The following is a 19308-nucleotide window of genomic DNA, read 5'->3' as shown; positions in this document are numbered from 1 at the left end:
GACGCGATGACCGAAGCAAAACCAGCCCTGCTGTTGACGCGTCCGCGTGCCGATGCCGCGCGATTTTTGTCGGTCTTGCAGGGGATGATGACGCCGGGCCGGGTGGTGATTGCGCCCGTTCTGGACATTGCGCCCATCGGGGGGCAGGCGCCGATCCCCGACGCCACAGCGTTGATTTTCACCTCCGCCAATGCGGTTGCGGCCTATGCGGGGTCATCGGATCGCTTGGCCTATTGTCTGGGTGCGCGCACCACAAAAGCGGCGGAAAACCGGGGGTTTGCCGCCAAGATGGTGGGCGTGGACGCAGACAGCCTTGTGACGGAACTTTTGCGCCTTGGCCCTGTGGGGCCGGTGTTGCACCTGCGGGGGCGGCACACACGTGGCGATGTTGCCGCGCGGTTGCGGGACGGCGGGCTGAACGCGCAGGACGCCGTTGTCTATGAACAACGCACGCGCGATCTGACGGCAGAGGCGCGGCAGCTGTTGAATGGGGACCAAAGCGTGATCCTTCCCCTGTTTTCGCCCCGCAGTGCCGATATCGTGGCGGCACAGGGGCCGTTTGCTGCGCCAATCTGTGTGGTTGCAATCAGCGAAGCCGTCGCCGAACATGCCGCCGCAATGAGGCCGCGCCGCATGGCGGTTGCTGAACAGCCCGACCTTATATCCGTATGTGCCGCAGTTGCGGCGCTTTTTCACAACCCATCCCCGCTTGAGGGGGCTTGACCACTGCCATAAGGTAATGATGTTGCGCCGCAGAAGTAAGATTCGGAAAGGGTGATCTCTGGTGACCAAATCTCGTAATTCGAAAGAGACCGACAACGAGGCGTCGGCAGATTTGCCGGACAAAGCCGAGGACACGGTTGCCGCCGGTGCGGATGCGCCAGACACAGGGACCGATGACGCTGGGACCGAAGACACCGGGACCGACGGCACCGGGACCGACGGCACTGGGGCCGACGGCGCTGGGGCCGATACGGTCGCATCCGACACGCCGGACGAGGTTACAGACAACGCCGTAGCCGCGGCAGAATCCCCGGAGAGTGCCGATAAAACTGCCGATCTGGACGAGGATCCGCAGGACGATGCCGAAACTGCGACGGTAGAAGACACGCCAGAGGAACTTTGGGCGACGGATGTCACCCCGAAAGAGGCTGATATTCTTGGGGGTGTCTCTGACGCGACATCAGATCCAACACCGCCGGTGCCACCGGTCGCGGCACAGCAAAGCGAAAGCAGCAGCGGGTTTTGGCCCATGGCGCTGGGCGGCGTTGTTGCGGCTGGCGTCGGTTTTGCCGCCGCCTGGTACGTCAACATGAATGACGATTTATTCGAGGTCGAGACACGCAGCGCCCTGAACGCGCAATCGGGCCGTATCGAGGCCCTGTCCGGCGAGATGAGCGCCGGAGCAGAGGCCGTCACCGCCCAGATCGCTGAATTGTCAGCGGAAATTGCGGCGACCCAGAACACGCTTGCATCCGCGCAAGGGGATCTGACGGCGCTGGGCGACCGGATCACCAATGTCGAATCCTTCGCGGGTGACATTGCTGCGGTCGATGATCGTTTGACCGAATTGGCCAAGAAGCCGATTGCCGACACTGTCTCGCGCGAAGCGATCAAGGCCTATGAAGACGAATTGGAACGTCTGCGCGCCTCGATGGAGGATCAGCGTCAGGCGATCGAAGACACAATCGCCGCTGAAAAAGCCAAGATTGAAAAAATCGCCGAAGATGCCACCCAGATGGAAGAACGTGCGCTGGAAGAAAGCCGTCTGGCGGCGGCGCGTTCGGCCATGACCCGTATCCTGAGCGCGCTGGACACCGGCGACGCCTATGGCGCGGCTTTGGCTGAACTGGCGGAAAGCGTAGATATGCCGATGGAGGCGCTGGAGGCCGCTGCCGCCGAAGGCGTGGTCACGCAATCGGCCCTGCGCGAACAATTCCCCGATGTCGCCCGCGCCGCGCTGCGCGCTGCGCGCAACAATACCCCGGCAGAGGAAAGCGGCGGTATTGGTGGCGTGTTGGAAAAAATGTTTGAGGTCCGCTCTGTTGCCCCGCGTGAAGGCGACGGCGCGGATGCGATCCTGTCACGGGCCGAAGCAGCGGTGCGGGATGGCGATCTGGCTCGTGCTTTGGATGAAATAGCCGCCTTGCCGGATGTGGCAAAAGCGGAATTGTCGGGCTGGGTCTCGGATGCTGAAACCCGCCTTGCGGCGCTGGGGGAAGCGCATGAAATTGCTGCGCGCCTGAACCAGGGATAAGGACGAAAATATGTTGTGGTCACTTTTGAAAATTCTCGTCTTTGTTGCCGTTGTTGCGGCAATTTCCTGGGGCGCTGGCTGGCTTTTGGAATACGACGGCGCGGGTCTGCGCGTTACGTTCAACGGCCAGGAATTCACCTTTACTGCGCTTCAGGCCGTCATGGCGCTGGCGGCGCTTCTGGTTGTGCTTTGGCTGCTGCTGAAAGTGGCATCGTTCCTTGTGGCGCTGTTGCGCTTTGTGAATGGCGATGAAACGGCGCTGTCGCGGTATTTTGACCGCAATCGCGAACGCAAAGGTGTGCGCGCCCTGAGCGAAGGTTTGATGGCGCTGGCATCGGGCGAGGGGAAATTGGCGATGGCCAAGGCCGCCAAAGCCGAACGCTATTTGCAGAAGCCGGAATTGACCAACCTTTTGACCGCACAGGCAGCAGAGATGGCTGGCGACCGTGCCAAGGCCGAAGCGGTTTACAAGAAGCTGGTCACAGACGAAAGCACACGCTTTGTCGGCGTGCGTGGCATCATGAAACAGCGGCTGGCCGATGGTGACACCGATACCGCGCTGAAACTGGCGGAACGCGCCTTTGCGATCAAGCCGCGCCACGAGGAAACCCAGGATATTCTGCTGAAATTGCAGGCGGAAAAAGCGGACTGGGCCGGGGCACGCAAGACATTGAATGCCAAGCTGAAACACGGAAGTTTGCCACGGGATGTGCACCGTCGTCGCGATGCGGTTCTGGCGCTGTCCGAGGCCCGCGATATTGCCGATGCCGCAAGCAGCATCGAAAAGCGCGAAGCGGCAATCGAAGCCAACCGTTTGTCACCCGAGCTGATCCCGGCGGCGGTGATGGCGGCGCGCAGCTATATCGAACAGGGCAAGCCGAAATATGCCCTGCGCGTGTTGAAAAAGGCGTGGGAGGCCCAGCCGCATCCCGATTTGGCCGCGACATTTGCCGCCATTGCCCCGGATGAAACCCCGGCAGAGCGGATCAAGCGGTTCCAACACCTGTTCAAACTGGCTCCGAACCACCGCGAAACCCAGCTGTTGCAGGCTGAACTGCATATCGCGGATGAAGAATTTCCCGGCGGCACGTCGTGCCTTGGGGGATTTGGCCGAAAACGATCCCGATGCGCGGGTTCTGACCGTGATGGCCGCGATTGAACGTGGCGAGGGCGCGTCGGATGCGGTGATCCGGGGATGGCTGGCGCGGGCGTTGACCGCACCACGTGGCCCGCATTGGGTCTGCGGAAACTGCTCGAATATCCAGGGCGAATGGACAGCGGTTTGTGGCAATTGCGGTGCGTTGGATACGCTCAGCTGGACCACACCGCCGGCGGATACAACGTCGAATGGCGCTGACAGTGCCATGTTGCCGCTGATCGTTGGCGCGATCGAGGATCAGTCCGCCGCAGCCATGGCCGCCACGGATGAGGTCGATGGTTTTGGGGATGATACGGTTGTCGCCAGCGAGGCCGAAATGACCGAAGCAGAAGATGCCGAAGTGATCGAGGCCAGCACGGTGGACGAGACAGACTTAGCCAAGGACACCGCGCGGACCTGACGGGTCGGCGCGCCGCTCAGGCGTCGGGGGCGGGCGTCGTGATCAAGCGTCGGGGGCGATCCCCCCGGCGGGCCGGGCGGCATCAGATTGCGCGTGGTCCCCGGTGGTCTGGGGGCTGCAAAACATGTCATAGATCACTTCCATGATCTTGCGCGGGCGATCATCGCTCAGGGAATAATAGATCGCCTTGCCATCACGGCGCGGCGTGACCAGACCCTCCAGCCGCAGACGCGACAATTGTTGTGACACCGCAGCCTGACGGGCAGACAAAAGAGCCTCCAGCTCGGTCACCGATTTTTCGCCGGTGGCCAGATGGCACAAGATCATCAATCGCCCCTCATGGCCAATCGCCTTCAGGAAATTTGCCGCGCGGGTGGCATTGGCCGTCATATCGGCCGGGTCCGTGGGCGGAAGCCCGTTGATATCCGCGGGCGCGTCGGCGTCGCCAAGGTGATCTGTGGTGTGCATTATCCTGCGGTCTCTGTTGTCGTGGCGTCCCGGATCATCCGGCCCAGCAACCCCCAAAAGAAGTCTTCGCCGGGATAACCTTCGATCCGCGCGCTTTCCTGTCCGTCGACCACCAGAACAAAGGTCGGTGTGAACTGAAAGCTACGGGCAAATTCAATTGTCTCGGGGGGATTGTCGCGAATGTCGATCCGCATCAGGGGCGCGGCGCGCCCTTCGGGTGTTTTGGGATAAATCGGGGCGATGTCGGCATTCCAGCGGGCGCACCAGATGCACCCCGGTTCTTCGACCATGACCAGGGACATGTCCGCACGCAACGGCCCCGCCGACAGCCAAAGCGCCGACAGGATTGTGCATAGAAATCCGAAGATCACAGAGGGTTGCAATTGACCGAACATTGACAAACAACATAATTTGAATATGTGAATTTTACAAGCAAGGCGGTGGGTGATGTTCGACGTCACAATCATGGGGGCGATGTTGGCTGGGCTTTTGTCCTTCTTGTCGCCCTGTATCCTGCCGATTGTGCCATTTTACCTAAGCTATCTGGCCGGGGTCAGTATGAACCAGGTCCGCGCGGACGCGAAATTGTCGGGCGCGGTGCGGCTGCGCGCCGTTCTGGCGGCGCTGGCGTTTTCGCTGGGGGTGATCACGGTGTTCATGGGGCTGGGCGCAACCGCCAGCCTGTTTGGCCAGGTGGTGCGCGACTATTTCGATGTTCTACGCTGGTTGGCGGCGGCGGTCATCATCGTGATGGGGCTGCATTTCCTGGGGGTGGTCCGCATTGGCATTCTCTATCGCCAATTCCGCGCCGATGCCGGGGAAACCAGCAATCTCAGCCTTGTCGGGGCCTATGTGATCGGGCTGGCCTTTGCCTTTGGCTGGACGCCCTGTGTCGGGCCGGTTCTGGCGGCGATCCTGTTCACCGCTGCGGGGCAGGATACGGCGGGGACTGGCGCGATGCTGTTGTTTGTATATGGTTTGGGCATGACATTGCCGTTTATCGTGGCGGCGATGTTCATCGGGCCATTCATGGCCTGGATGGCGCGATTCCGCCGCATTTGCCGCTGGTGGAACGGCTGATGGGGGTGTTGCTGATTGTTTTTGGCGTGCTGATCGCCACCAATTCCATTAGCTACATTGCCCAATGGATGTTGGAGACCTTTCCGGTCTTCATGAAAATCGGCTAAGGCGAGCCGGGGAGGGGAGCCATGAAACACCTGATAGCGATTTTGACCGCCGCGCTGCTGGCGCTGCCGGTGGCCGCGGCCGAGCTGGGCGATGATGGTCTGCACAAGGCCGATTGGATGCGCGACACGTTCAAGGATCTGCGCGAAGATCTGGAAGAGGCGGGTGCCGAGGGCAAGCGACTTGTGCTGATGTTCGAACAACGCGGCTGTATCTATTGCACCAAGATGCATGAAGAGGTGTTCCCGCGCGACGACATCACCAAGATGATCGAAGACAATTACTTTGTTGTGCAATTGAACCTGCATGGCGATATCGAAGTGACCGATTTCGACGGCGAGGTTCTGAGCGAAAAGAACATGGCGCGCAAATGGGGGCTTTTGTTCACCCCGACGCTGATGTTCCTGCCGGAAGAGGTGCCCGAAGACACCAGCGCCCCGCGCGCCGCCGTCGCCGTCATGCCGGGGGCTTTTGGGGCCGGAACAACGCTGGACATGTTTACATGGGTGGTAGAAAAGAGATACCTGCTTGATAACGAAGAGGATTTCCAACGCTATCACGCCCGCCGCATTCAGGAACGCAACAACGGCTCTACTGACTGAGGTCGGCGGTGCAGCGTGACCTTGTGGATTTGACGTTGTGCGAAGGCAGATTTCTACACTAGGCTGTGTCCAGCCAGCCGAAATAAAGACGACAAGGCAGCGACCCAGGGAGGGAACATGAGGTTTATGACCATTACACTGGCGATTGCCGCACTGGCAGTGCCAGCGGCCTTTGCCGGAGAGATCGCACCGGGTGATGTCCAATATGATGACTATGGCGCAATATCGGTCTCTTTGTCCGGTGCGCCCGGTGATGCCGCCAATGGCGCGCTGATCATGAAAACCAAATCCAAGGGCAATTGCATTTCCTGCCACGCGGTCACGGAATTGGCCGATGCGCCCTTCCATGGCGAGGTCGGGCCGGGTCTGGATGGGGTTGGTTCGCGCTGGGAAGAGGCCGAAATTCGCGGCATCGTCGCCAATGCCAAGATGACCTACGACGGCACGATGATGCCGGCATTCTACAAAACCAGCGGCTATATCCGCCCCGGTAACGCGTTCAGCGGCAAGGCAGGCACCGAACCATTGCCGCCGCTTCTGACGGCGCAGGACATCGAAGATGTCGTCGCCTTTCTGATGACGCTGCAAGACGAATGACGCCAGATCGGCCAATTGCCGCATCTGAGAGATCAAGGAGAGCAAAAATGGACTTTACACGACGCGAAACGCTGGCGCTGGCTGCCGGTGCTGCGCTTCTGACCGTCCTGCCGTTCCGTGCCTTTGCGGCGGTGGACGATCTGATTGCCGAATTCACCGGCGGTGCCGAGACAGGCGAAGGCGGGCTGGAGCTGACAGCGCCGGAAATCGCGGAAAACGGCAATACGGTGCCAATCGCCGTGTCGGCCCCCGGCGCAGTGGCGATTTCGATTTATGCCGCGGGCAACCCGGCCCCCCCGGTGGGCGTGTTCAAATTCGGCCCGCTGGCCGCAAGCCAGAATGCATCAACCCGCATTCGTCTGGCCGGGACACAGGATGTGATTGCCGTGGCGCAAATGGCCGACGGCAGCTTTGTGCGGACCTCCAAGACCGTCAAGGTCACTATCGGCGGCTGCGGCGGCTAAGAGACAAAGGGAGCAATATCATGGCAGACGGTGTAAAACCCCGCGTCAAAGTACCGAAATCCGCCAGCGCAGGCGAGACAATCGAAATCAAGACCCTGATCAGCCACATCATGGAATCCGGTCAGCGCAAGGATGGCGATGGCAATGTCATCCCGCGGTCGATCATCAATCGGTTTACCTGTGATTTCAACGGTCAGAACGTGATCGACATCGCGATGGAACCGGCGATTTCGACCAATCCATATTTTCAATTCGAAGCCACAGTTCCCGAAGCCGGTGAATTCAAATTCACTTGGTACGACGACGACGGCTCGGTCTATGAAGAAACCAAGTCGATTTCGGTCGGCTAAACACCCCAGTCCGTTCCGGGATTTGCCGGGGCGGGCGCGCCATCTGACCCCTGACACAGGGGCGGAACAGCCAAAGGGAGGGAACAGATGACAACCAAGGCAATGACGGCAATAGCTGCACTGCTGATCGCCGCGACACCGCTGATTGCGGGGGGCGCCGATGACGACAAGCTGGTGATCAACGAAGAGTTGGAGATGACATCGAAAACCGCCGCGCCAGAGCATCTTTCGGATGCCTTTGACGAGGTGATTTCGGGCTGGCACTTCCGCACCGATGAAACCCAGGCGCTGCAACTGGATGATTTCGACAATCCAGCCATGATTTTCGTCGATCAGGCGATTGACGCCTATGATGTCGTCGAAGGTGCGGCCGGCGAAAGCTGTGCCTCTTGTCATGGGGATGTCGAAACATTCAAAGGTCTGACCGCGGCGATGCCGAAGGTCGATGCGGATGGCAATCTGGTTGTGATGGAAGATCTGATCAACGAATGCCGTACCGATCGGATGCAGGCGGATGCATGGAAATGGTCCGGCGCCGATATGCAGGCCATGGTGGCGCTGATTGGTGTGCAATCGCGCGGCATGCCGATGAGCGTGGCAATCGACGGTGATGCGGCCCCGTTCTGGGAGCAGGGCAAAGAGATGTATTATACGCGCTATGGCCAGCTAGAGCTGAGCTGCGCCAATTGCCATGAAGACAATTATGGCAATTACATCCGCGCCGATCACCTGTCTCAGGGCCAGACCAATGGTTTCCCGGTCTATCGTTTGAAACAGGCCAAACTGATATCCAAGCACAACCGGTTCCGGGGCTGTATCCGCGATACCCGTGCGGAAACATTTGCCGAAGGTTCGGACGAATTCCGCGCTCTTGAGCTTTATGTCGCGTCGCGCGGCAACGGGCTTTCGCTGGAAACGCCGGCGGTGCGTCAGTAATCCATTTGCCCCGCGCCGGATGATGTGGCGCGGGGTTTGACGCCCAATATGAATTCACATATGCGCATGTGACTCTGCTGACAAAGGGAACCCCGCATGATCTCTCGTCGTGATTTTCTTCAGGTGTCGATGGCGGCCTCTGCGATGCTTGGGGCGTCGGGTTTTGGCAATTGGTCGCGGTTGGCGGCGCAACAGCGCCTGACCCAGGATCAATTGCTGGAATTCGATACCTTCGGCAACGTGTCCCTGATCCATGTGACCGATATTCACGCCCAGATGAAACCGATCTTTTTCCGGGAACCTTCGGTCAATATTGGCGTTGGTGAAAACCGGGGGGCGGTGCCGCATCTGACCGGCGCAGATTTCCGCCGTGCTTATGGCATCGAAGATGGCAGCGCGTCACATTATGCGCTGTCTTCGGGCGATTTTTCGGCGCTGGCCGGGGCCTATGGCCGGGTTGGCGGGCTGGACCGGGTGGCGACGGTCATCAATTCCATTCGCGCCGCACGGCCCGATGCCCTGTTGCTGGATGGCGGCGACACCTGGCACGGGTCTTACACCTGTTTCCAGACCCAGGGTCAGGACATGGTCAATGTGATGAACGCGTTGAAACCGGACGCGATGACGTTTCACTGGGAATTCACCCTTGGTTCTGAGCGCGTGCACGAGATTGTCGAAGGTCTGCCATTTGCCGCGCTGGGCCAGAACATTTTTGACGCCGAATGGGATGAGCCGGCGGAACTGTTTCCGCCGTACAAATTCTTTGAACGTGGCGGCACCAAAATCGCGGTGATTGGTCAGGCCTTTCCCTATATGCCGATCGCCAATCCCGGCTGGTTGTTCCCGGAATACAGCTTTGGCATTCGCGATGCGCATATGCAGACGATGGTGGACGAGGTGCGCGCCCAGGGCGCCGAGCTTGTGGTGTGCCTGTCGCACAACGGGTTTGACGTGGACAAGAAGATGGCCGGCGTTGTGACCGGCATTGATGTGATCCTGTCCGGCCATACCCATGACGCCCTGCCAGAGCCTGTGTTGGTGAATGACACGATCATTGTCGCATCCGGGTCAAACGGTAAATTCGTCAGCCGCGTCGATCTTGATGTGCGCGATGGCCATATGCTGGGCTTTCGGCATAAGCTGATCCCGATCTTTTCCGACGTCATCACCCCCGATCCCGAAATCGCGACATTGATCGAGGCCGAGCGCGCCCCGTTCAAATCGCAATTGGAAGAGGTGATCGGCCAGTCCGAAAGCCTGTTGTATCGCCGGGGCAATTTCAATGGTTCCTGGGATGATCTGATTTGCGACGCATTGCTGAGCGAGGGCGAGGCAGAGATTGCCCTGTCGCCCGGTGTGCGCTGGGGGCCGTCGATCCTGCCCGGTCAGGACATCACCCGCGAAGACATCTGGAACGTCACGTCGATGACCTATCCTAACGCCTATCGCACGGAAATGACCGGGGAATTCCTGAAAGTGGTGCTAGAGGATGTGGGCGACAACATCTTCAACCCCGATCCCTATTATCAACAGGGCGGCGATATGGTGCGGGTCGGTGGCATGGGCTATCGGATCGACATCACCAAACCACAAGGCTCGCGGATCAGCGACATGACGCTGTTGAAAACCGGAGAAGCGATTGATCCGGCGCGCAATTACGTTGTGGCCGGCTGGGCCTCGGTCAATGAGGGCACAGAAGGGCCGCCGATCTGGGATGTGGTGGAAAACCACATTCGCGCCAAGGGCAGTGTCGCAGTGGAGCCAAACACATCGGTGCAAGTGGTCGGAGGCTGAGGCCGACCAAACGCGCGCCTCGCCAGTTTCACTCCGAAGGGGTCGAAAGGAGGGTCGAGATGTCAGAAAAGCGACCAAATGGCACGTCGCGCCGCGCCTTTCTGCGTGGGGGTGTTGCCGCCGCCGGGGCGGTGGCCGCCGGACCGATGCGGGCTGAAACCCCGGACCCCCTGATTACAGAGGTTCAGGATTGGGCCAGCGGGCTGGGCGTCGGTGTGGACGAGGTGCCTTATGGTCTGCCGATCGAATTCGAGGCCGACGTGCGACGCCGCAATGTGCCCTGGTTGACCGCCGACACGAAATCTTCGGTCAATTTCACCCCAATTCATGCGCTGGACGGGACAATCACCCCACAGGGCTGTGGTTTTGAGCGGCATCATTCCGGCGCGATCACCCTGCACAAAGACGACTATCGCCTGATGGTGCATGGGCTGGTCGAGCGGCCGTTGGTCTTCACCTATGCGGATCTGGAGCGGTTTCCGCGCGAAAATCACGTCTATTTCTGCGAATGCGCTGCGAACAGTGGCATGGAATGGGCCGGGGCCCAGTTGAACGGCGCGCAATATACCCACGGCATGATCCACAACATGGAATATACCGGCGTGCCCCTGCGCGCGCTGCTGAACGAGGCCGGGATCAGCGGTGATCTGTCGGACAAGTGGATCTATGTCGAAGGGGCGGATGCGGCCTCGAACGGGCGGTCGATCCCGCTGGCCAAGGCGCTCGACGATGTGCTTGTCGCGTTCAAGGCCAATGGCGAGGCGCTGCGCCGTGAACATGGTTATCCTGTGCGGCTTGTGGTGCCGGGATGGGAGGGCAACCTCTGGATCAAATGGCTGCGCCGGATCGAGGTGACGAATGCCCCGGTCGAAAGCCGCGAGGAAACCAGCAAATATACCGATACGCTGGCCGATGGCACCGCCCGCAAATGGACCTGGGTGATGGATGCGAAATCGGTGATCACCGCCCCATCGCCGCAAATGCCGATCCAGCACGGCACCGGCCCGCTGGTCATTACTGGCATGGCGTGGTCCGGGCATGGGCGGATCACCCGGGTCGATGTGTCAAAAGACGGCGGCAAAACGTGGGAAATCGCGCGACTGGACCGCGCCGGCGAGGCCAAGGCGCTATGCCGGTTTTACCTTGATACGACATGGGACGGCGGCGAGATGCTGTTGCAATCCCGCGCGATGGACGAAACCGGATATGTCCAGCCAACCAAGAACCAGCTTCGTGCGGTGCGCGGCGAAAATTCGGTCTATCACAACAACGGTATCCAGACCTGGCATGTGGCGACGAGCGGCGAGGTCGAAAATGTCGAAGTCACCTGAGGTTGGCCTGCTGCAGGTGCTTTGGCTTGGCCTGGCATTGGCGGCTGGGGGCGCCAGCGCCGATACCCTGGGGCTTGGCCGTCCTGCTTTGGCCGAAGAAATCGCCGCCTGGGATCTGGATGTCCGCCCCGATGGCACGGGCCTGCCGCCCGGTTCCGGGGATGTCCTGACAGGCGAGGGCGTTTTTGCCGAAAAATGCGCCGCCTGTCATGGTGATTTCGGCGAAGGGGTGGGCAATTGGCCAGAGGTGGCGGGCGGGCAGGGCACCCTTGACAACAAAGACCCGGTCAAAACTGTCGGCAGCTATTGGCCTTATCTGTCAACGCTTTGGGACTATGTCCACCGCTCGATGCCTTATGGCGCGGCCCAGACGCTTTCGCCGGATGATGTCTATGCCGTCGCCGCCTATATCCTCTATTCCAATGACATCGTGGATGAGGAATTTAGCCTGAACGCCACGAATTTCACCGGGATCACGATGCCAAATGCCGATGGTTTTGTCGTCGATGACCGTGCCGCCCGCGAATATGATGTGTGGCGCGCTGCGCCCTGTATGGCGGAATGCAAGGACAGCGTCACCATCACCATGCGCGCCACGGCGCTGGATGTGACCCCCAGGGATGACGTGGCCACGGCGGCACCTGTCGATCTGATCGCCAAAGGTCAAAGGCTGTTCAGCACATGCAAATCCTGCCATGAAATCGGCGAAGGTGCGAAAAACCGCAGTGGCCCCATGCTGACCGGGATCGTTGGCCGGGCGGCGGGCGCGGTCGATGGGTTCCGATATTCCAAAGCGTTGAAAACCGCGGCCGGTGGCGGACTGATCTGGAATGAAACCGCATTGGATGCTTTCCTGACCCAGCCCAGAGACTATCTGAACGGCAGCAAAATGGTGTTTGCCGGAATTACGAACCCAGAGGACCGCAAAGCGGTAATCGCCTATCTGAAATCACATTCGGCCCAAGGAGACACCAGATGAAATGGCTTTTTGCCTGTGCGTTGGCCGCAGCCCCGGCATGGGCCAGCGATTACGCCGTGACCTATCCCTATGACGGGAGTTTCGAGGACGCGCTGTTCAGCGTCGAAAGTGCGATTATCGGTGCGGGGTTGGTGATTGATCACCGCAGCCACACCGGCGAGATGCTGGAACGCACCCGCGCGGATGTCGGGGGGGCAAAACTGTTTGATGGGGCAGAAATATTCATGTTCTGCTCGGCCACGGTATCGCGCGAGGTGATGGAACAAGACCCGGATCTGATCGCGTTTTGCCCCTATGCGATGTTTGTCACCGACCGCGACGGCAGCGTTGAAATCGGCTATCGCACCTATCCCGACGGGCCGATGGACGCGGTCGAGGATCTGTTGGACACAATTGCGCAAGAGGCGCTGGCGTTCTAAACGCCGTAATCCCCGCCGAGATGCTTTTCGCCCCGTTTGCGCGCCAGTTCGATCTGTTTCTGGCGCTCGCGGAACCGGATCTTGTCAGCATCGCTGGTTTCATCAATGCAATGGTGACAGGACACGCCGTGTTCGTAATCGGCGTGGTCGCGATCCTCGGGCAGGATCGGGCGACGGCAGGCATGGCACAACAGATGCGGCCCCTCGCGCAGGCCATGGCCCACGGAAACCCGACCATCAAAGACAAAACAATCGCCCTGCCATGTGCTGTCGGTTTCGGGCACCTCTTCCAGGTATTTCAGGATACCACCGCGCAGGTGAAATACATCCTCGACCCCCTGACCCATCAGGTAATTGGTCGATTTTTCGCAACGTATCCCGCCGGTACAGAACATCGCGATCTTCTTGTTGTGGAAACGCTGCTTGTTCGCCTCCCACCATGCTGGAAAATCCCGGAAACTGGCGGTTTCGGGATCGACCGCGCCCTCAAATGTGCCAATCGCCACCTCGTAATCGTTGCGGGTGTCGATCACGGCAACATCGGGGCTTTGGATCAGCGCATTCCAATCCGCCGGATCGACATATTGGCCCGTGCCAGCACGCGGATCGACGTCAGGTTGGCCCATGGTCACGATTTCACGTTTCAAGCGCACTTTCATCCGGGCAAAGGGCGGCGCGCTGGCGCTGCTTTCCTTATGCACCAGATCGGCACAGCCGGGCAGGGCGCGAATATGGCCCAGCACCGCGTCAATGCCATCGCGCGTGCCGGCGATGGTGCCATTGATCCCCTCTTGCGCCAACAACAGGGTGCCGGTGACGCCCTGTGTGTGACACAGATCTTTCAGCGGCCCCTGCAATGCGGCGGGATCGTCAAAACGGGTAAAGTGATAAAGCGCGGCAACGGTAAACATGGGGTTTCGCATAATCCTGTCATGACAAAAGGACAATGGGGTTGGCGGCTATTGCGCGGCAATCGCCAGCCCATGCACCACGGCGGTGAACACTTCGGCGGTTTCCTGACGGGCCTCGGGGATGCGGCTGGCCAGCGCCTGACGCACGCCCGACAACAGGCTGGAACCGCCGACGAATACCACCATATCCACCTGATCCGGGGCGCAATCTGCGTCGCGCAGGGTGGCCAGCGCCATGTCCCCAATGCGATTTGCGGCCTCGGCCAGTTCTGTTTGCATCTGCAGGTTCCACAGATCCACATGCAGGCCGCGTTCGATCACATCCAGCCGGATGTCACCACGTTCGCTGTCGTTGGCCGCGATTTTGCCGGCCTCGACCGCATAGGCGATATCATGGCCCAGATGCATATCCAGCACCTCGGCAAGCCGTTCAAATAATTCCGGTTTTTTCGCCAGCCGCACCCAGCGTTTCACCTCGCGCAGCGTCGCCGGATCATAGACAAAGGCGATCTTTTCCCAACTGGCCAGATCGTTGAACAGGGCACGCGGCGCGCTGTGAACCTTGTCACCAAATTCCGCCCCGATCTCTGCGCCATGGCCCAAAAGCGGCATCACATGCCCCAGGCTGAGACTGCGGTCAAAATCGGTGCCGCCAAGCCGCAAACCCCGGCTGGCAATCACCTGGGTTTCGCCGCCTTTGCGCTCACACAAGGTAAAATCCGATGTCCCGCCGCCAATGTCGACAATCAGCATCCGGCCATCGCCCGCAACGGCCAGCGCCGCCGCTTCAGGCTCTGGCAGGAATTCGACATCGCGAAATCCCGCCAGCTGATAGGCTTGGCGCAGATCAACCTCGGCCTGCGCATCCTTTTCGCGCGATTCGGAATGAAACATCACCGGTCGGCCGGACATCGCAACATCAAAGCTCTGCCCGGTCAGTTGTTCCGACCGCGTGCGGATTTCCGCCAGAAATTGGCCGATGATTTCGATCAATGTCAGCCGCTCGTTCAGGAAACGGCGCTTTTCCTGTGCCAGCGGCGTGCCAAGGATGCTTTTCAATCCGCGCATGAACCGGCCATCCTGGCCTTCCATCATCGCGCGCGCGGCGGCCTCGCCATAGATGAATTTCTGGTCGGCAAAATCGACAAATACCGCGGTCGGCAGGGTCTGGGCGCCATCTTCCAGCGGAAGTGTAACAGGCCGCCCATCGGCCATGATGCCCGCCCCGGTGTTCGAGGTTCCGAAATCTATTCCAAGCCGCGCCATTCCCGCCCCCGATTTATCAGCGAGCGGCGGTCATAGCGCCAAGTCTGCCCCATGGCAATTCCGATCCGCGGAATCTAAGCTGTGGATGACATTGGTTTTCAGGAGGCCACCGATGCGTGCTCTTATCGTGATTGACGTGCAAAACGATTTCTGTCCCGGCGGGGCGCTTGCGGTGGCAGAAGGCGACAAAATCGTCGCCCCGATCAACGCGTTGATGCCGGATTTCGATGCGGTGATCCTGACCCAGGATTGGCACCCGGCGGGGCATTCGTCCTTTGCCACCTCTCATCCGGGCCAATCCCCGTTTTCGGTGGTCGACATGCCATATGGGCCCCAGGTTCTGTGGCCGGAACATTGCATTCAGGGCACCATCGGCGCCGAGCTTGACGCCGGATTGCACAGCGACCGTGCCGATCTGATCATTCGCAAGGGGTTTCGCCCCGCGATCGACAGCTATTCTGCGTTTTTTGAAAACGACCATGACACCCCCACCGGGCTTGAGGGATATTTGCGCAACCGCGATATTTCCGAGCTGACGATGGTTGGGCTGGCCTTGGATTTCTGTGTCGCGTTTTCCGCGGTGGATGCAGCCAAACTTGGCTTTCACGTCACGGTTCTGCGCGATTATTGCCGGGCCATCGACCTTGACGGTTCGCTGGCCGGGGCCGAAACAAACATGCGGGATGCGGGCGTTTCCCTGCGCTGACCCCCCCTTCTTTCGAAAGGCCGAACCATGGTTGATATCGCCACCCGCGTCTGGAACCACAAATGGAAGATCGACCCGATTGTGCGGTCGCTGATCGACACGGATTTCTATAAACTTCTGATGTGCCAATCGGTGTTTCGCAACAAACCCGATACACAGGTGACGTTTTCCCTGATCAACCGCAGCAAACATATCCGTCTGGCCGATCTGATCGACGAAGGCGAATTGCGCGAGCAGCTTGATCATATCCGATCGTTGTCGCTGACTCGTGGCGAAAGCACCTGGTTGCGCGGCAATATGTTCTACGGCAAACGGTCGATGTTCCGCCCGGATTTCATGGAATGGTTCGAAAACCTGCGGCTGCCGCCCTATCATCTGGAAAAACGCGATGGCCAATATGAACTGACCTTCGAAGGCTCCTGGCCAGAGGTGATGCTGTGGGAAATCCCGGCCCTGGCGGTGCTGATGGAGTTGCGCGGCCGCGCTGTTCTCAACGACATGGGCCGGTTCGAGCTGCAAGTGCTCTATGCCCAGGCGATGACAAAGCTTTGGGAAAAGGTCAAACAGCTGCGGTCCGTCGACAATCTGCGCATCGCAGATTTCGGCACCCGTCGGCGGCATTCGTTTTTGTGGCAGGATTGGTGCGTTCAGGCGATGACCGAGGGGCTGGGCCAGAAATTTGTCGGCACCTCCAATTGCCTGATCGCCAAGAACCGCGATCTCGAGGCGATCGGCACCAATGCCCATGAATTGCCGATGGTCTATGCGGCGCTGGCGCCCGACGACGCCGCGCTGGCTCGCGCCCCTTATGACGTGCTGGCCGATTGGCACGAAGAGCATGAGGGCAATCTGCGGATGATCCTGCCCGACACCTATGGTACCAAAGGATTTCTCGACAAGGCGCCGGATTGGCTGGCGGGTTGGACCGGTATCCGCATCGACAGCGGCGATCCGGCCAAAGCGGCAGAAGCTGCAATCGAATGGTGGCAATCCCGCGGCGAAGACCCGCGCGAAAAGCTGGTGATTTTCTCTGACGGGTTGGATGTCGATTTAATTGCGGCGCTTCAGACGCAATTCGCAGGCCGGGTTCGGGTGTCTTTCGGCTGGGGCACCAATCTGACCAATGACTTTCGCGGGCTGGTGCCGGACGGCGGGCTGGATGCATTCTCGCTGGTGTGCAAGGCGGTCACGGCCAACGGCCAACCCACGGTGAAACTGTCCGATAACCCGGAAAAGGCAATGGGCCCGGCCGAGGAAATCGCGCGCTACAAACGCGTGTTCGGCGTCGGAGAGCAGGAGCGGATCGAGGTGGTGGTGTAGTTGGGCGGGCTCACTCCTCCACCTTCCCCCGCATCGCCTTGACCTCGCCGCGCTTCTTCTTCGCATCCACCCGCTTGCGTTTCTGGTTCTGCGACACCCGTGTTGCGATCCGCCGTTTCGGGCGTTCCAGCGCCTTCAGGATCATCTGCACCAGCCGCTCGCGGGCAATCTCGCGGTTGCGGGCCTGGGATCGGGTGTCTTCCACTTGGATCACCAGCGCGCCATCCCGCGTCCATTTGCGCCCGGCAATCCGCTCCAGCCGCCGCTTGACCGGATCGGCCAAATTCGGCGACCGCGCAGCTTCAAACCGCAATTCCACCGCCGTGGACACTTTGTTCACGTTCTGGCCGCCAGGGCCCGACGACCGGGTGAACTGTTCGCTCATATCTCCAATCGGCCAATTCGATGTGATCATTGATGCGAAGGGTCATTGGGGCCACCTGTAGCACGTCTGCAACTGCTTTACCGCAGAAGCGCACTCTGGGACAAGAAGGCCGAAATCGACCTTTCATCTGACCAAAAATATCCCGGGGGTGAGGCCAAAGGCCGAGGGGGCTGGCCCCCTTTTACAAATCCCGCTTCAAATCCCGTATCCGCGCAGCAAACGAAAAGAGCCATGCCGCTTGGCATGGCTCTTCGAGATTGTCAGGAGGTGGGGCCGGTTAGGTCCTACCAATTCGAGGGTATTCTCTCCCCCAAGGGCTGCCTCAGAGGACGCCCCCTCGAACTGTTCCGACGCCTTTCTCCAATACCTCTCTCGACACTGAAGCACCTCCTTTCAATTTTGTTTCCACACTCGAATCATGGCACGGAAGATCAAAATCGCAAAAGGAAATTTTCAGACAATCGCGCGATTTTGCGAAAGTCGCGCAACGATTGCCCGAAATGGCACCAATGCCAGCAACGACACCGTCAGTTTTACCAGCCAATCCGCAAAGGCCAGCGTGACCCACAGCGGAACCGCCGCGCCAACATTCATGAACGGCACCGGCTCCCACGCCCAGGCGATTGCGGAATCGGCCTCTGCGCCAAACAGGGTGATCGCGGCGGAAAAGCCGATGGCGAAAAACAAAACGGTATCCAGCGCGGATCCCACCAGCGTGGAAATCAGGGGCGCGCGCCACCAGCGGCCGCTGCGAAAGCGGTTGAATACCGCGATGTCGGTCAGCTGCGCCACCAGGAAGGCCACACCGGATGCCACGGCAATGCGCAACGGCACGGCAGCATAGCTGTATCCGTCACCTTGCAACATGATCTGGCTGCCGATCAGCGAACAGATCACACCGGTGACAAATCCGGCAAAGACCACCCGCCGGGCCGGTCCGGCGCCATAGACGCGGTTCATCACGTCAGTGACAAGAAACGCCAGCGGATAGGTAAACGCCCCCCAGGTCAGGAGGCCGTCAAGAATCAGAAATTGAACGAGGACGTTCGAGGCCACGACAATCGCGGCCATGGCAATAATGCCAGGAAGATGGGTGCGGTTCATATTTGATGCCCGTTTTTGCAAGGTTGCGGCGACTTGGCCCCCGATTTGCCGGGAACGGGCGGGACGTACAGTTTCCGGCCCCGTCACGCAAGCGATTTGTCAATCCGGGGCTCAGGGCAGCAGATATTCCACGATCTCGGTGCGTTGGAAGGCGCGAAAATTGTCGTCGGATATCATTGTCAGGCGGATCTTGCCCGCGTCATCACGGCTGACCGCCAGGCCCTCCAGGTTGTCGTGGCGGCCAAGCGGGCTGGTGAACAGGATTTCGCCGCGGCCGATGTCGCGCTTTGTCACCGCAAACCGGCGCACCCGCGACCGAAACCCAAACCCGGTAAATTCCCGCTCCAGCAGGTACAGCATGCCGTCTGGGCCGAAATCTGCCCCAACCGGTTGAAAACCGCCAAAGCGGGGAATGGAAAAAGGCTGATCCCAGGTGCCATTGCGATAGCGATAGACCGGGAAGGGCCGTGTCATCTTGCCCGAACGTTCCGGCAATGTGTAAAGCCAGCCGCGGCGGTCAATCGCCAGCGCCTCCAGCGAAGAATTGTTTTGCAGGGATTTGAAATCCTCATGCCGTGGCAGCCATGCGGCACGATCCATCGACACATAGGCCCAGACCCGGTGGAATCCTTCGAATGAAACGAAGCGGCGACCATCCGCGCGGATCGCAAGCCC

The 19308-nt window shown here is 59.9% G+C and carries 19 protein-coding genes and 3 pseudogenes; 15 read left to right on the top strand and 7 right to left on the bottom strand.

Annotation, left to right across the window (positions count from 1 at the left end):
* Positions 1-6 precede the first annotated feature (6 nt).
* The 3 genes and pseudogenes from AC0L4F_RS23360 (at position 7) to AC0L4F_RS23350 (ending at position 3816) form a co-directional block, all read left to right on the top strand.
* Positions 7-723 (top strand): uroporphyrinogen-III synthase, encoded by a 717-nt coding sequence (locus AC0L4F_RS23360; protein ID WP_244691902.1) that lies wholly within the window; start codon positions 7-9, stop codon positions 721-723.
* 61 nt (positions 724-784) lie between these two features.
* On the top strand, positions 785-2257 hold the full coding sequence (locus tag AC0L4F_RS23355) for a COG4223 family protein (protein ID WP_244691900.1): 1473 nt from the start codon (positions 785-787) through the stop codon (positions 2255-2257).
* Between the two features lie 10 nt (positions 2258-2267).
* Positions 2268-3816, top strand: a pseudogene (locus AC0L4F_RS23350) (heme biosynthesis HemY N-terminal domain-containing protein).
* A gap of 42 nt (positions 3817-3858) precedes the next feature.
* Here the strand turns inward: AC0L4F_RS23350 and AC0L4F_RS23345 are convergent.
* Positions 3859-4206, bottom strand: coding sequence for an ArsR/SmtB family transcription factor (locus AC0L4F_RS23345; RefSeq protein ID WP_244691949.1), 348 nt, complete (start codon positions 4204-4206; stop codon positions 3859-3861).
* A 77-nt stretch (positions 4207-4283) separates the two neighbouring features.
* Positions 4284-4679, bottom strand: a complete 396-nt coding sequence (locus AC0L4F_RS23340) for a hypothetical protein (RefSeq protein WP_473447110.1) — start codon at positions 4677-4679, stop codon at positions 4284-4286.
* Between the two features lie 52 nt (positions 4680-4731).
* On the opposite strand from AC0L4F_RS23340, the pseudogene AC0L4F_RS23335 reads away from it, so the two are divergent.
* From AC0L4F_RS23335 to AC0L4F_RS23290, 10 genes and pseudogenes are all read left to right on the top strand, one after another.
* Positions 4732-5471: pseudogene (locus AC0L4F_RS23335) on the top strand (cytochrome c biogenesis CcdA family protein).
* A gap of 21 nt (positions 5472-5492) precedes the next feature.
* A complete protein-coding gene (locus AC0L4F_RS23330; protein WP_244691898.1) occupies positions 5493-6071 on the top strand; it encodes a thioredoxin family protein in 579 nt (192 codons plus the stop codon).
* A 117-nt stretch (positions 6072-6188) separates the two neighbouring features.
* Positions 6189-6668 (top strand): sulfur oxidation c-type cytochrome SoxX, encoded by a 480-nt coding sequence (gene soxX, locus AC0L4F_RS23325; protein ID WP_244691896.1) that lies wholly within the window; start codon positions 6189-6191, stop codon positions 6666-6668.
* A gap of 47 nt (positions 6669-6715) precedes the next feature.
* Positions 6716-7132 carry a thiosulfate oxidation carrier protein SoxY gene (gene soxY / locus AC0L4F_RS23320; RefSeq protein WP_244691893.1) on the top strand — a complete coding sequence of 139 codons (417 nt, stop codon included), beginning with the start codon at positions 6716-6718 and terminating at the stop codon, positions 7130-7132.
* A 20-nt stretch (positions 7133-7152) separates the two neighbouring features.
* Positions 7153-7482 (top strand): thiosulfate oxidation carrier complex protein SoxZ, encoded by a 330-nt coding sequence (gene soxZ / locus AC0L4F_RS23315; protein WP_244691891.1) that lies wholly within the window; start codon positions 7153-7155, stop codon positions 7480-7482.
* An 87-nt stretch (positions 7483-7569) separates the two neighbouring features.
* Entirely contained in the window at positions 7570-8418 is an 849-nt protein-coding gene (soxA, locus tag AC0L4F_RS23310; protein WP_244691889.1) for a sulfur oxidation c-type cytochrome SoxA, read from the top strand.
* 96 nt (positions 8419-8514) lie between these two features.
* On the top strand, positions 8515-10212 hold the full coding sequence (soxB, locus tag AC0L4F_RS23305) for a thiosulfohydrolase SoxB (RefSeq protein ID WP_244691887.1): 1698 nt from the start codon (positions 8515-8517) through the stop codon (positions 10210-10212).
* A gap of 59 nt (positions 10213-10271) precedes the next feature.
* Positions 10272-11543, top strand: coding sequence for a sulfite dehydrogenase (gene soxC, locus AC0L4F_RS23300; protein WP_244691885.1), 1272 nt, complete (start codon positions 10272-10274; stop codon positions 11541-11543).
* Positions 11527-12522, top strand: coding sequence for a c-type cytochrome (locus AC0L4F_RS23295; protein ID WP_244691883.1), 996 nt, complete (start codon positions 11527-11529; stop codon positions 12520-12522). The genes soxC and AC0L4F_RS23295 overlap by 17 nt, the downstream gene beginning before the upstream one ends.
* Positions 12519-12941 (top strand): DUF302 domain-containing protein, encoded by a 423-nt coding sequence (locus AC0L4F_RS23290; RefSeq protein WP_244691880.1) that lies wholly within the window; start codon positions 12519-12521, stop codon positions 12939-12941. Before AC0L4F_RS23295 ends, AC0L4F_RS23290 begins: the two co-directional genes overlap by 4 nt.
* On the opposite strand, the gene trhO is transcribed toward AC0L4F_RS23290, so the two are convergent.
* Positions 12938-13852, bottom strand: a complete 915-nt coding sequence (gene trhO, locus AC0L4F_RS23285; RefSeq protein ID WP_244691944.1) for an oxygen-dependent tRNA uridine(34) hydroxylase TrhO — start codon at positions 13850-13852, stop codon at positions 12938-12940. The two genes, AC0L4F_RS23290 and trhO, sit on opposite strands and share 4 nt — an antisense overlap.
* Positions 13853-13900: 48 nt before the next feature.
* Positions 13901-15118 (bottom strand): Hsp70 family protein, encoded by a 1218-nt coding sequence (locus AC0L4F_RS23280; RefSeq protein ID WP_244691878.1) that lies wholly within the window; start codon positions 15116-15118, stop codon positions 13901-13903.
* A gap of 112 nt (positions 15119-15230) precedes the next feature.
* Between AC0L4F_RS23280 and pncA the strand changes: the two genes are divergently transcribed.
* A complete protein-coding gene (gene pncA / locus AC0L4F_RS23275) occupies positions 15231-15824 on the top strand; it encodes a bifunctional nicotinamidase/pyrazinamidase (RefSeq protein WP_244691876.1) in 594 nt (197 codons plus the stop codon).
* Positions 15825-15851: 27 nt separating this feature from the next.
* Positions 15852-17144 (top strand): nicotinate phosphoribosyltransferase, encoded by a 1293-nt coding sequence (pncB, locus tag AC0L4F_RS23270; RefSeq protein WP_244691874.1) that lies wholly within the window; start codon positions 15852-15854, stop codon positions 17142-17144.
* A gap of 10 nt (positions 17145-17154) precedes the next feature.
* On the opposite strand, the pseudogene arfB reads toward pncB, so the two are convergent.
* From arfB to AC0L4F_RS23255, 3 genes and pseudogenes are all read right to left on the bottom strand, one after another.
* Positions 17155-17575: pseudogene (arfB, locus tag AC0L4F_RS23265) on the bottom strand (alternative ribosome rescue aminoacyl-tRNA hydrolase ArfB).
* A gap of 407 nt (positions 17576-17982) precedes the next feature.
* Positions 17983-18633: a queuosine precursor transporter gene (locus AC0L4F_RS23260; protein WP_244691872.1), complete on the bottom strand. Its 651-nt coding sequence runs from the start codon at positions 18631-18633 to the stop codon at positions 17983-17985.
* Positions 18634-18744: 111 nt separating this feature from the next.
* On the bottom strand, positions 18745-19308 hold a 564-nt coding region (locus tag AC0L4F_RS23255; RefSeq protein WP_244691870.1), incomplete at its 5' end, for an esterase-like activity of phytase family protein.

The sequence above is a fragment of the Marinovum sp. J2-8 genome, from assembly GCF_055808435.1.
This window is presented reverse-complemented; position numbering and strand designations above follow the sequence as displayed.